The following is a 12,410-nucleotide window of genomic DNA, read 5'->3' as shown; positions in this document are numbered from 1 at the left end:
CGTCGACCCGCACGCCTGGCTCACTCAAACGCTTGACCGTATCGCAGGCGGCTGGCCAAACAGCCAGATCGCCGACCTCATGCCATGGAACTTCAGCCGGTAACGGCTCCGGCTAACCGCTTACGTTCAATCGCGGCCCACGCAACAATCGTTTCGATGAATTAATCGGCTTTAGACCCTAGCATGTAACCTCATCCACAATTGAGATTACAATGGCTTAGTGGGCTGATCGACGTGCAAACTACGTGCTATTTCATAGTAGCTAGCCAACCCAAGATCGCACCTGCGATAAAACATCTGATCAAGTGCCACCCAGTCAGGAAAATCGCCAGCAGCGGGCTTCTGATTTGAAGCAAGGCCGCCGCATCAGGCGGGAGCGGCGGTGGTGCCGCGAACGAACAGGTGGGTTTCAAGGGCGATGCGAGCGTCCCCCACGGCTCGCGAGGCTAATACGTCGAGCAATAGCGACATAGCAGCCTGACCGGCCTCCTCGGAACGCGTTGAAACTGTGGTAAGCGACGGATAGGTGGCGGCGCTCAGAACATCGTCGCAGCCGATCACAGAAAAACTGCCCGGCACGGACACGCCGGCGTCGGCCATGCCGGTCATGATGCCATGGGCCGTCACGTCGTCAAAGGCGACTGCAGCCGTAGCGCCGGTGGCCAGAATGTCGGGCACCACGGCGCGGCCGCTTTCGTAGCTGGGGACGCGCGCGGCCACCACCTCCACCTGTAGATGATACTGCCGCGCGCCGACGCGGACGGCGTTGCGGCGCTGCTGGTTGGACCATGACGAGGCCGGGCCGCTGACATAGACAATTTTTGTGTGACCCAAGGCTGCCAGATGGGCGATGGCTTCGCCAACGCCTTGCCCACTATCGATGAGCACGCGCGGAATGCCGCGCACGTCGCGGTTAATCAATACCAGGGGACGCCGCGCGGCGTGGCCGCGAATGCACCCCTCGCTGAGCCGCGACGCCACCAGCAGCACACCATCAACCTGCCCCCCGAAGCGGTCGATCAGCCTGTCTTCCTGCCGCCAGCTTTCGTCCGAATTGCCCAGGAACAGGCACAGATCGGCGCGGTCGGCCGCCATTTGCGCGGCCCGGATCAGCGGCGGAAAGAAAGGGTTGGTCACATCCGGCACGATCAGCGCGACGTTGCCATAGCGCCCGGTGCTGAGCGCGCGCGCTGTGTGATTGGGCACATAGCCAACACTGTTGGCGATCTCGAGAATACGGCTGACGGTCTTGGCGCCCAGCATTTTGGGCTGGCTGAAGGCGCGCGATACCGTGGACTTGGAGACGCCTGCGGCCTTGGCCACATCGTCCATGGTCGGCGGCCCGGCCTGGCCCTTGTCCTGCATCATGTCGCCTGTCCCCGCGATTCGCGGCTCGATTTCATCTGGCCACCATATTGGCGGTTTTTGTCGCCCGGTCACGCTCAAACCGCCTTTAAGCCCTCTTGACGTGCAACCGGTTGCATATAATAGTCCAAATATCGCTGGCGCCTCCGCATTATGGGTGGCGACGGCATGCTTGCACGCTGGGAGATTTGCTGCATGGAAACGGGTATTTTGTCTCGATCGCAACCGCACGAGCGACGGGTGGACAAACTCCTGGTCAAGAGCTTTCCCACCCGCCAGCTGATGGGCGCCGTGGCAGCTGAGGAGATTGCGTCCGAGCTGCGCGCGCGGTTGGCCGTGCAGGACAGCGTCCGCATGGTGTTTGCCGCCGCACCGAGCCAGAGTGACGTGCTGGCGGCGCTGGTTGCCGCGCCCGGCGTCGACTGGAGCCGTGTGGTCGCCTTCCACATGGACGAATATATCGGACTGCCGCCTGATTCGCCGGCACGCTTCGGCAATTGGCTGGGCCGCTATATGTTTGATTTGGTGCCCTTTGCGGCGGTGCATCGCATGCTGCCCGGCCCTGATGGGGACGCCACGGCGCGCGACTATGCGGCACTGCTCAATGAGGCCCCGATCGACGTGATCCAGCTCGGCATCGGGGTCAATGGCCACATCGCCTTCAACGATCCCCCGGTCGCCGATTTCAATGATCCGCTTGATGTCAAAGTGGTGGTGCTCGACGAAGTCTGCCGCCAGCAGCAAGTCGATGACGACTGCTTCGATACGCTGGCCGATGTGCCGCTGCGGGCGATTACTCTGACCATTCCGCGCCTGCTGCGGGCCGGAAAGCTGTTCTGCATGGTGCCGAGCCGGGTGAAGCTTAATGCGGTTCGCGCGGCGCTCGAAGGCCCGCTGACCACGGCATGTCCGGCTTCTATCCTGCGCCAGCTCGACAATTGCACCCTCTATCTCGACCCGGAGTCCGACCCCAATGTCTGATCCTGCCAAGATCGACGCCGATGCCCTGTGCCAGGGCTATTTCAATGATGTGACCGCGCTGATGCAGCGCATTCTGATCGAAGAGCGCGATCCGCTTGATCGCGCCGCCGCGCGCGTCGCCGATCAGATTGCCGCCGACCGGCTGGTGCATGTCTATGGTCCGGGCGGCCACTCCAATCTGGCTTCGCAGGAGATTTTCTTCCGGGCCGGCGGGCTGATGCATGTCAGCGCCATTCTCGATGAAGGCACGCTGCTGTCCGGCGGGGCTCTGCGCTCCATGGCCATCGAGCGGACCCCTGGCTATGGCAAGGTGGTGATCAACGATCAGCGCCTCGGGCCGGATGATCTGCTCATTTTGGTCAATGCTTACGGCATCAATGCTGCTCTGATCGACTCGGCGCTGGAAGCCAAGCGGCGCGGCGTGTTCATCATTGGCGTCAATTCGCACAACCACGCCAATCAGTCGGCCAAGGAGCACCCGGCGCGTCACCCGACCAAGCAGAATTTGCAGGATCTGGTCGATATCGCCATCGACTGCAAGGTGCCGATTGGCGATGCCATAGTGAACGTCCCGGGCATGCGCGAAAAGATCGGCGCGGTGTCCACTTTTGCCAACGCTTTTGCGCTGAACAATCTGGTCATTCGCGCTGTCGCCAAGCTGGTCGAACGCGGTATCGAGCCGCCTGTCTGGCGCAGCGGCAATGCCCCCGGCGGGGATGAGGCCAATGCCGATTTCATCGCCAATTTCGTCGGCCGGGTGCGCAAGCTATGAAGTCGATTATTGGACGCGATCCGCACACCGGCACCGGTCAGGCCATCAGTTTTGCTGATGGCCTTATCACCGCCATCGAGCCGGCCGATTATGCCGGCACGCAGTATGTGTCGGCTGGCCTGATTGATCTGCAGATCAATGGCTACGCGACCTTTGATCTCAATGACGGCACATTGACGCCTGAGCGCGTTGTGGCGCTCACCGAACTGATGTTTTCGCTGGGCACCACGACCTATCTGCCGACGCTGGTGACAGCGTCCGAGGTCAGTATTACCAATGGTTTGCGTGCCATCCGTGCGGCGCGCGACAGCGATCTGCGCATCGCCAAGGCCATCCCCTCGGTGCATGTCGAAGGCCCGTTCATCTCGATCAATGACGGCGCGCGCGGGGCTCATCCGGCGGCCCATGTCCGCGAGGCCGATATTGCCGAATTCGAACGCTGGCAGGAGACCAGCGGCGATCTGGTGGGGCTGCTGACGCTGTCGCCGCACACTGATCAGGCCATCGAGCTGGTGCGCCATGCCACTGCGCGCGGCGTGCATGTCGCCATCGGCCACACCGATGCTACCTCCGATCAAATTCACACCGCCGCCGCCGCTGGTGCGGTGCTGTCCACCCATCTGGGCAATGGCGCTGCGGCGCTGCTGCCGCGCCATCCCAACGCCATCTGGGCGCAGCTGGCCGATGACCGGCTGACCGCCACGCTGATCGGCGACAGCCATCATCTGCCGGCCGACACCTTGATCGCCATGCTGCGCGCCAAGGGTCTGGATCGCGCTTTGCTGGTGTCGGATGTGGCCGCCCCCGGCGGGCTTGAGCCCGGCATTTATCAGCAGACCATCGGTGGCCGGGTGCAGCTCTGGGCCAATGGCCTCCTCGGCCCCCCGGGCACCCCCTATCTGGCCGGCGCGGCCCTGCCGCTCGGCGATTGCGTGGCGCGGACCATCTCCATGACCGGGCTCAGCCTGGCGCAGGTGCTGGGTCTGGCGACGGTTAACCCGGGCCGCTTTGCCGGCGGTCGCGGCCAGCTGGCCGTGGGCGAGTCCGCCGATTTGATCCTGTTTGACTGGCAGTCCGGCGACGAGAAACTGGCCATCCACGAAACCTATCTGGGCGGGGCGCAGGTATGGGCACGCTAAGGGCTGGCGTCGCTGTCGTCGATATCACGCCGCCCCCCGGCCTGTTGCTGTCCGGCTTTGCCGCACGCACCGAGCCGGCCACTGGCGTGCATGATCCGCTGACGGTGCGCGCCGTGGTGCTCGGCGACACCGCCATTGTGGTGGCTGACGTCATCGGCATCCACGAAGACATGAGCGCCGGCATTCGTGCGCGCTGCCCGCTGCCCGCCAGCAATATCATTGTCGCCGCCACCCATACCCATGGGGCGCCTGCGTCGATGGAGCACCGCCTCGGCGCCGCCGATCCGGACTTTCTGCAGCAGCTGGAAGATGGCTGCGTCGCCGCGCTGATTCAGGCGCTGGCCACTGCCGTGCCGGTGACGTTGACCGCCGGCATGGGGTCCGATCCCGATGTCGCGCGCAACCGCCGCCACGATGATGGCCCGCTCGACCGGGCCGTGCCGGTGCTGCGCCTGCGCCGGACCGATGGCAGCCTGCTGGCGACGATCCTGTCCTACGCCTGCCATCCCACCGTGCTGGGCGCGGATAACCGCCTGATGACCGCCGATTTCCCGCATTTCCTGCGGCAAAAAATCGAGGCTGAACGCCCGGGCTCGGTGGCGATCTTCCTCAATGGCTGCACTGGCGACGTCAATATCGGTCACACGGCCCAGGCGTCCTGGACCCTCGCCGCCAACAATGCCCGCACTTTTGCCAATGCGCAGCGCCTCGGCGAGCGCATTGCCGACGCGGCGCTGGCCGCCCCCGAACAGCCCATCGGCAACACGGCCGCCGCTTTCGAGCGCATGGTTGAACTGCCGCTGGAGCGGCGCGAGGGCGATCTGGCTGGCCTGATCGCCAGCTGGAGCGACGAAGCAGCCACCGCCGAACCGCTACGCCGCGTCCTGCTGAAACATTGGATCGATTGGGCCCGCGACAACCAAAACGCACCGCCCGGAAACTGGACCAGCCGCGTCAGCCTGCTGGTCTGGGGCGGGGTGCCGATTGCGGCGCTGCCCGGGGAGATTTTTGCCGAAACCGGGCTCGCCATACGCGCTGCCTGCGGCACCGAAACCGCCTTTGTGCTGTCCTATGCCGATGGCACGCCCGGCTATATTCCGCCCGCCAGTGAATTCGTCTTTGGCGGCTATGAGGTTGATGAGGCTCATCGTTTCATCGGCATGCGCGGCTCGTTTGCCGCCGGGTCGGCGGAGCGCCTGGCGGCGGCCGCTGCCGCTCTGATCGCCCTGCACCAGTCCACAGAAAAATAACACGGAACATTACGGTCTCGTCGAAAGCGCATCATCAGCTTGACACGCAACCGGTTGCAGGCAAGAATTTATCCGCGTGCCATGGCGCGCAAAAACAGGGGAAGAGAACTATGACAAGCTTGCTTAAGGGAACTGCGCCGAAGGTTTTTTCTAAGATTGGCCGCGCGGCATTGCTGACGTCTGCCCTCGGTGCTGGCCTGTTGGCGGCCTCGGCCGCGAGCTTTGCTCAGGAAATCCGCGTCTGGAGCGGTTATCCTGAACTGGCGCCGTTCTATGAGCATGTCGCTGAAGGCATGAAGGCCGAATTCCCGGACCTCAAGGTCACGGTGGAAGCCATCGCCCTGCGCGAGCACGAAAAGCGCGTGGCCCTCGGCGTCACCTCGGGCGAGGCGGCGCAGGTCATCGAGCTTTCGACCTCGATTGCGGCGCGCTACCTCGAAGGCGGCCTGCTCAATACGCCTCCGGCTGACGTACAGGATTTCGTCCGCGATCCGGCCAATTTTGGCGAATTTTTCGTCGATTCCGCCAGCTATGACGGCACCGTCTATGGCATGCCGCTGTTCCGTGGGCAGAGCGCGCTCTATTACAACACCGACATGTTCGCCGCTGCTGGCCTGACCGGCGCGCCCACGAGCATGGAAGAGTTCGACTCCTTCGCCGAAAAGCTGACCCAGCGTGATGCCAATGGCAATCCGACCGTGTCGGGTTGGAGCATGCGTCTGTCCGGCGGCGGTTCGGGCATTGCCGAAAAATTTGCCATCAACATGTGGCAGCATGGCGGCGAGCTGCTCACCGACCTCGGCAATGGCCAGTGGCGTTCGAACCTGGCGTCCGATGCCGGCGTCGCCACCCTCAAGCAGTATCTGCACAACATCTTCGAAACCAAGAGCGTCACCGTCGAGATGCCGGCTGATGCGGATGCGTTCGAGCGTGGCCAGACCGCCATGTTCATTCGTGAATCCTGGGTCATCGGCGATATCGCTGCCAAGGCGCCCGAGCTGAACTATGCCACGTCGGTGTTGCCGCGCGGTTCCATCGTCAATCCCGGCCAGCTTTACGTGAAGGCCGATGGCGATCAGGAAGCGGCGGCGTGGGAATACGTCAAGGCCTCGCAGAAGCAGGAAAACCTGCTCTGGCTGCTGGATAATGTGGGCTGGTTGCCCAACCGTTCGGGTCTGGACTACTCGGCTATTGTTGCCGCCAAGCCGGGCTTTGAAGCCTATGTGAACTATCCCGCCGACTACGCCTTCTTCACCGTTCCGGCCATTGGCCCGATCGATGAAATCCAGACCCGTGCCGCTGCCTCCCTCGTGGAAGCCTTCGGCAAGCCGGAACTGGTGGGCGACGACGCTGCCATCAAGACCCTCCTCGAAGGCATCGACGCTGACGTCAACGCCATCCTGGAGCGCGAAGGCCTGCTTGGCGAATAACGCCATCCCATCGTAACGATCATGCTTCCGGGGCCTTAGCCCCGGAAGTTTCACGTAGGAGCCCTGCATGCGCGCACGCAAACGTTGGCTGTTTTCCCTTCTCGCCATTTTGCCGGTGCTGGCGATCTTCACCTATGTGCGGATCATCCCCATCGCCGAAATCCTGCGCCTCAGCGTGCATAAGTGGGACATTCTCTCCAAGAACAAGCCCTTCATCGGACTGGCCAATTTCGTCGAGCTGACGCGCGACAAGCTGTTCCACGAAGCCTTGATCAACACCTCCATCATCGCCTTTGGCGTGATGGCCATCACCATTCCGCTCGGCATGGTCATTGCGGCGCTGATCTTTCAGCGCACGCGGTCCCGCTTTGCCGGTTTTTATGAAACCGCCGTGTTTATTCCCCACGTGGTCTCGCTGGTTCCGGCGGCCATGGCGTGGAAATGGATTTTTGACGCCCGGCTTGGCCCGCTCAATGCCCTTCTGTCGGCCTTCGGCATTCCGCCGCAGGCCTGGCTGTTCGATCCGACGCTCTCCATCATCAGCGTCATCGTGCTCTGCTCCTGGCAGGCACTGGGCTACGCCGTGCTAATCTACCTGGTCGGCTTTAAGAGCCTGCCCACCTCGCTGTTCGAGGCGGCCAAGCTCGACGGCGCCACCGGGCCGCAATCCTTCTGGCACCTGTCCGTGCCGATGCTAAAACCCATCTCGCTCTATGTGGGCGTCGTCACCCTAGTCTCGGGCTTCAACGTTTACGCCCAGGTCTATGTGCTGGCCTCGGACGCGCAGGGCGCGCCCGGTCGTCAGGTGCGGGTGATGGTGCTCGATATGCTCGAGAACAGTTTCCGCAATTACCGTGTCGGCTATGCGGCCTCCGAAGCCGTGGTGCTGCTGGCCATTGTGCTGATACTGACATTCGTCCAGTTCTCGCTACTGCGTGAAAGGAAGGTCCGATGAGCGATCTGTCTCTGCCTCAGACCGAAACGGAATTGGCTGCCGGCGCCCGGCTGCGCCGCAAGCGTGGGCTGGTCAATTTCAGCATCGACGCCTTCTTGCTGCTGTTCGGCCTGTTCATGATCCTGCCGCTGATCCTGTTGGTGGCCAACGCCTTCAAGACGCCGCAGGAAATGCTCAGCTGGCCGCCCTCCATCATTCCGGCCAATCCGACGCTTGCCAATTTCGAGGCGGTGCTGGGCGATACGCCGTTGCTGCGCTGGATTTTCAACAGTTTTGCCTTCGCCGTGCTGTCGGCCCTGGCCATCCTGTGCACCTCGACCATTGCCGGCTATGTGCTGGCCAAGTTCCCGTCGCGCACCATGAGCGCCATCTTTGCGATCATCCTCGCCACGGCCATCGTGCCGTTTGAGGTCTACATGATCCCGCTCTATTTCACGGCGCAGTCGCTGGGCATTCTCAATAGCCTGTGGGGCCTGTTGCTGGGCTATCTGGTGATGAGTTTTGGCATTTTCCTGATCCGCCAGAATGTCATGCACTCCATCCCCGACGAGCTGCTCGAAGCCGCGCGGATCGACGGGGCGGGTGAAGTCTGGATTTTCATCCGCATCGTGGTGCCGCTGCTGCGCGGGGCGCTGGGCGCGCTGTTCGTGCTCGCCTTCTTCCAGGCCTGGACCGCCTTTGCTTGGCCGCTGATCGTCGCCACCACTACCACCAGCTACACCATCGAAGTGGGCCTGGCGCTGTTCCAGACCGGCTTTACCGTCGATCTCGGGCGTCTGAGCGCGGCCTCGGCCATTGTGCTGGTGCCGTCGGTGACCCTCTTCGTGCTGCTGCGGCGCAACTTCGTCCAGGGCGTCGCCAGTACAGGACTCAAGGAATGACCGCCTCTTTCTTCAGCGCCGCGCGCCAGAGCTACCTCGCCTCCAACGCCGCCACCCTCAACTGGATGCTGGATCGGACGCCGCTGCACGGCGCCTATCTCAACACCAAGATGAATCCGCTGACCCTGGTGGATTATGCCGACAGCGATGGCTGGCGCGGGCCGGATCATATCTATGGCTGGATTCAGGGGCGGGGGCTGGAGTCGGTCGTCACCCACGCCCAGGCCTTTGCCGAGAGCGATCTGGTGCTGTCCCAGCGTCTCGACGAGGCCGGTCAGCGGCTTTACACCGCGCTGGATAGCCTCCTGCAGCGCGATGGTCATGTCAGCTTCTGCTACGACCGCGACATGGTGCCGGCCCGCTTCCTCGACCTGACGCGCTATGTGCGCCAGGAGCAGGAAGCTGACATCTATACCTTCTCCGACATTTTTGCCGCCAAGGGGCTGGTGGCGGGCGCGGCGCGCTATGCGTCGCAGGACCTGCCACGGCAATTGGCGGCTTTGCAGCGCGTCATCGACGCCATCGAAGATGGCCGCTTCCAGATCGATGAAAAGCTGCCGCTCAGCCGCGCTTCGGTCGCGGCGCAGGGCGACGATTTTGGCATCCGCATGATCATGCTCAGCGCGGCCGGGCTGCTGACCCGGATCGGGCGGCGCGACCTGACTGGTTTTGCGGACCGCTTCATCAGCCACATCATCGACAATCATTTCGACCCGGCTACCGGCCTGCTGCGCAATGTGCGCGGTCAGGACAATTGCAATGTCGGCCACGGCATCGAATTTGTCGGCTTCGCGCTCGACTATCTGGGCGCCGATGTTGACCCGGAATTGCTCAAGGTGCTGCAGACCATCCTGACGGCGTCGTTTGATCTCGGCTTTCAGGGACCGGGCGTGCGTCTGGTCGTTTCGGCCTCCAGCCGCCAGCCGACCAGCCCCTATTGCCCATGGTGGGCTCTGCCCGAAACCATTCGCAGCGCCGCGCTGTGCTACGAGCAAAACGGCAGCGCCGATGCCTTGCGCGTCTGGAAAAAAGCGCACGAGACGTTCTTCGACAGCTATTGGCGGCCGGAAGCATCCATTGCCTACCAGTGCCGCACCGAGGACGGTCCCATCGATTACGTGCCGGCGACGCCCGATCTTGATCCGGGCTATCACACCGGCCTGAGCCTGCTGGCCGCCATCGAGATGGTGGAACGTCAGGGCCCCAACAGCTTCAAAGCAGGATAGTTACATGGCATCGGTCGATATCCACAATCTCCACAAGTCCTATGCCGACTTCAAGATCTTGAAGGACGTGTCCCTGTCGGTGCCGGATGGCGCTTTCGTCGTGCTGGTCGGCCCGTCTGGCTGTGGCAAGTCTACCTTGCTGCGCATGATCGCCGGGCTAGAAGAAATCACCGGCGGCACCATTCGCATCGGCGGCAAGGTCATCAATGATGTCGAGCCGAAGCATCGCGACATCGCCATGGTGTTCCAGAATTATGCGCTCTATCCGCATATGACGATTGCCGAAAACATGGGCTTCTCGCTCCGCCTCGCCAAGCGCCCCAAGGCCGAGATCGAGACGCGGGTCAACGAAGCGGCGCGTATTCTGGGACTGTCGGATTATCTCAACCGCTTCCCCAAGCAGCTCTCCGGCGGCCAGCGCCAGCGCGTCGCCATGGGCCGCGCCATTGTCCGCAGTCCGCAGGTGTTCCTGTTCGACGAGCCGCTCTCGAACCTCGACGCCAAGCTGCGCGTGCAGATGCGCGCCGAGCTCAAGGATCTGCATGCCCGCCTCAAGACCACCATGGTCTATGTGACCCACGACCAGATCGAAGCCATGACCATGGCCGATGTCATCGTCGTCATGCGCGACGGCGTGGTCGAGCAGGTCGGCAAGCCGCTCGAACTCTACGATCACCCCGCTAACGCTTTTGTCGCCAGCTTCATCGGCTCGCCCGCCATGAACCTCATCGAAGGCACGATCCAGACCGAAGCCGGCACCCGCACTTTCGTCAGCAAAGCCGGCGCCAAATGGCCGTTGGGCGCGCTGGGGGCCAATGTGGCCAACGGCACGGCCGTGACCTTTGGCATCCGGCCCGAACACCTCATTCCCGGCACCGGCGAGGCGCAGCTCTCGGCGACAATCAAGGTGATCGAGCCGACCGGTTCGGAAACCCACATCATCGCCGAGGTGGATAATCTGTCGATCGTGGCGCTGCTGCGCGAGCGCATCAGTGCCGGTCCGGGCGATGCGATCGCCCTGCATCTCAAGCCGGGTGCCGGCCATCTGTTCGATAATGTGACCGGCAAAAACATCGACTAAGAGGGGCTGGACCATGGCACAATCGGACGTCAGCACGGTTGCCGTTATCGGCACCGGCACCATTGGCGCCAGTTGGGCCAGCCTGTTCCTGGCCCATGGCCTCTTTGTGCACTGCGCCGATCCGTCCCCCGATGCCGAACCGGCAACCCGCCGCTTTGTCGAACGGGCCTGGACGGCTCTCAGCGCGCTGGGTCCGGCCCCCGACCTTGAAATTGCCCAACACCGCCTGAGCTTTCACTCCGAAATCGGCACCGCCGTAACCGGCGTCGACTTCGTGCAGGAAAACGCTCCCGAGCGCCTCGAACTCAAACAGCGCCTCCTCGCCGAGATCGAGGCCGCGCTGGCGCCCGACACCGTGATCGCCTCGTCCACCTCTGGCATCATGCCCTCCGCCATGCAGGCCGGCATGACCCATCCCGAGCGTTTCCTTGTCGGCCATCCCTTCAATCCGCCGCATCTGTTGCCGCTGGTCGAAGTGGTCGGTGGCCTCCGGACCAGTCCGGCCAGCATCGCCCGCGCCATGGAATTTTACCAAGCCCTCGGCAAGCGCGTCATCCATGTGCGCAAGGAAGTCAGCGGCCACGTCGCCAATCGACTGCAGGCCGCTTTGTGGCGCGAAGCGGTGCACCTCGCCGTCGAAGGCGTGGCATCCGTCGCCGATATTGACGCCGCCGTCGTCGCCGGCCCCGGCCTGCGCTGGGCGCTGATGGGCCCGCATATGACCCTGCATCTGGCGGGGGGCGAAGGCGGCATGGCCCAATTCGTCGACCACCTGGGTCCGGCCTTTGCATCATGGTGGGCCGATCTGGGAACCCCGGTCCTTGACGCCGCAGCGCGAGATATCCTGGTGGAAGGTATTGCCAAGGAAGTTGGGTCTCAAACGGTGGAGTCCCTGGCCGATATCCGGGATGCCGGCCTGCTAAGCCTACTTGTCAGCATCAAGCCTTTGTCCTGATCTGACTGCGCACTCCGACAAAGCCTGTCCGTCAGCACCTGTGTCCCAGATTTACGGTTGAGTCTTAAGGAGTGTTTTCTCTCCTCGCATGACGAAGGAACCAAGTGGTTTCACGGCGAGCTTGGTTCTGTTTTGGCGTCGTGGCTAAGGAGGGTAGCTTTCGCGTTCGGTAGCTGATGTTCGCCCTTCTCAAACTCGCCCCCATCAGGCATTGATCGCTGCGCAGTGTGCTGGAGGAATGCGGCGATGAGCGACGAACAGGGACGGTTCATTTTTGGCGTGATCGGGGCCGGCATGGGCGCCAAGCCGCATGCGCTGGCGCTGCAATCGCTCAGCGCGGACATTGCCGTGCGCGGGGTCTATCGCCGCGATCCA

Annotated in this window: 12 protein-coding genes; 11 read left to right on the top strand and 1 reads right to left on the bottom strand. The window is 63.0% G+C overall.

Going from position 1 to position 12,410, the window contains the following annotated elements; genetic code table 11:
- A partial coding sequence (locus ACX3OZ_RS20560) for a transposase domain-containing protein (protein ID WP_459104487.1) occupies nt 1-103 on the top strand: 103 nt, incomplete at its 5' end.
- 263 nt (nt 104-366) lie between these two features.
- Here the strand turns inward: ACX3OZ_RS20560 and ACX3OZ_RS20555 are convergent.
- Nucleotides 367-1,368 carry a LacI family DNA-binding transcriptional regulator gene (locus tag ACX3OZ_RS20555; protein WP_459093706.1) on the bottom strand — a complete coding sequence of 334 codons (1,002 nt, stop codon included), beginning with the start codon at nt 1,366-1,368 and terminating at the stop codon, nt 367-369.
- A gap of 237 nt (nt 1,369-1,605) precedes the next feature.
- On the opposite strand from ACX3OZ_RS20555, the gene ACX3OZ_RS20550 reads away from it, so the two are divergent.
- From ACX3OZ_RS20550 to ACX3OZ_RS20505, 10 genes are all read left to right on the top strand, one after another.
- Nucleotides 1,606-2,346 carry a 6-phosphogluconolactonase gene (locus ACX3OZ_RS20550; RefSeq protein ID WP_459093705.1) on the top strand — a complete coding sequence of 247 codons (741 nt, stop codon included), beginning with the start codon at nt 1,606-1,608 and terminating at the stop codon, nt 2,344-2,346.
- Nucleotides 2,339-3,118, top strand: coding sequence for a sugar isomerase domain-containing protein (locus tag ACX3OZ_RS20545; RefSeq protein ID WP_459105463.1), 780 nt, complete (start codon nt 2,339-2,341; stop codon nt 3,116-3,118). Before ACX3OZ_RS20550 ends, ACX3OZ_RS20545 begins: the two co-directional genes overlap by 8 nt.
- Complete coding sequence (locus tag ACX3OZ_RS20540) at nt 3,115-4,257, top strand: N-acetylglucosamine-6-phosphate deacetylase (RefSeq protein ID WP_459105462.1); 1,143 nt, start codon at nt 3,115-3,117, stop codon at nt 4,255-4,257. The genes ACX3OZ_RS20545 and ACX3OZ_RS20540 overlap by 4 nt, the downstream gene beginning before the upstream one ends.
- Nucleotides 4,245-5,507: a neutral/alkaline non-lysosomal ceramidase N-terminal domain-containing protein gene (locus tag ACX3OZ_RS20535; RefSeq protein ID WP_459093702.1), complete on the top strand. Its 1,263-nt coding sequence runs from the start codon at nt 4,245-4,247 to the stop codon at nt 5,505-5,507. Before ACX3OZ_RS20540 ends, ACX3OZ_RS20535 begins: the two co-directional genes overlap by 13 nt.
- A gap of 170 nt (nt 5,508-5,677) precedes the next feature.
- On the top strand, nt 5,678-6,937 hold the full coding sequence (locus ACX3OZ_RS20530) for an extracellular solute-binding protein (protein WP_459105461.1): 1,260 nt from the start codon (nt 5,678-5,680) through the stop codon (nt 6,935-6,937).
- Nucleotides 6,938-7,004: 67 nt separating this feature from the next.
- On the top strand, nt 7,005-7,892 hold the full coding sequence (locus ACX3OZ_RS20525) for a carbohydrate ABC transporter permease (protein WP_459093700.1): 888 nt from the start codon (nt 7,005-7,007) through the stop codon (nt 7,890-7,892).
- On the top strand, nt 7,889-8,773 hold the full coding sequence (locus tag ACX3OZ_RS20520; protein ID WP_459093699.1) for a carbohydrate ABC transporter permease: 885 nt from the start codon (nt 7,889-7,891) through the stop codon (nt 8,771-8,773). The genes ACX3OZ_RS20525 and ACX3OZ_RS20520 overlap by 4 nt, the downstream gene beginning before the upstream one ends.
- Entirely contained in the window at nt 8,770-9,999 is a 1,230-nt protein-coding gene (locus ACX3OZ_RS20515; protein ID WP_459105460.1) for an AGE family epimerase/isomerase, read from the top strand. The genes ACX3OZ_RS20520 and ACX3OZ_RS20515 overlap by 4 nt, the downstream gene beginning before the upstream one ends.
- Before the next feature lie 4 nt (nt 10,000-10,003).
- The gene (locus ACX3OZ_RS20510) at nt 10,004-11,080 is read left to right on the top strand and encodes an ABC transporter ATP-binding protein (protein ID WP_459093697.1); all 1,077 of its coding nucleotides are present in this window, start codon (nt 10,004-10,006) and stop codon (nt 11,078-11,080) included.
- Between the two features lie 13 nt (nt 11,081-11,093).
- Nucleotides 11,094-12,035, top strand: coding sequence for a 3-hydroxyacyl-CoA dehydrogenase NAD-binding domain-containing protein (locus ACX3OZ_RS20505; RefSeq protein WP_459093696.1), 942 nt, complete (start codon nt 11,094-11,096; stop codon nt 12,033-12,035).
- Nucleotides 12,036-12,410: the final 375 nt, after the last annotated feature.

The organism is Devosia sp. A369, assembly GCF_054489345.1.
The sequence above is the reverse complement of the archived record's forward strand: the minus strand, read 5'-3'. Positions and strand labels throughout refer to the sequence as shown.

Coding starts and splice junctions, on each gene's coding strand:
- ACX3OZ_RS20545 (WP_459105463.1), top strand. CDS start 2,339: ATGTCTGATCCTGCCAAGATCGACGCCGATGCCCTGTGCCAGGGCTAT.
- ACX3OZ_RS20555 (WP_459093706.1), bottom strand. CDS start 1,368: ATGATGCAGGACAAGGGCCAGGCCGGGCCGCCGACCATGGACGATGTG.
- ACX3OZ_RS20535 (WP_459093702.1), top strand. CDS start 4,245: ATGGGCACGCTAAGGGCTGGCGTCGCTGTCGTCGATATCACGCCGCCC.
- ACX3OZ_RS20540 (WP_459105462.1), top strand. CDS start 3,115: ATGAAGTCGATTATTGGACGCGATCCGCACACCGGCACCGGTCAGGCC.
- ACX3OZ_RS20525 (WP_459093700.1), top strand. CDS start 7,005: ATGCGCGCACGCAAACGTTGGCTGTTTTCCCTTCTCGCCATTTTGCCG.
- ACX3OZ_RS20515 (WP_459105460.1), top strand. CDS start 8,770: ATGACCGCCTCTTTCTTCAGCGCCGCGCGCCAGAGCTACCTCGCCTCC.
- ACX3OZ_RS20510 (WP_459093697.1), top strand. CDS start 10,004: ATGGCATCGGTCGATATCCACAATCTCCACAAGTCCTATGCCGACTTC.
- ACX3OZ_RS20505 (WP_459093696.1), top strand. CDS start 11,094: ATGGCACAATCGGACGTCAGCACGGTTGCCGTTATCGGCACCGGCACC.
- ACX3OZ_RS20520 (WP_459093699.1), top strand. CDS start 7,889: ATGAGCGATCTGTCTCTGCCTCAGACCGAAACGGAATTGGCTGCCGGC.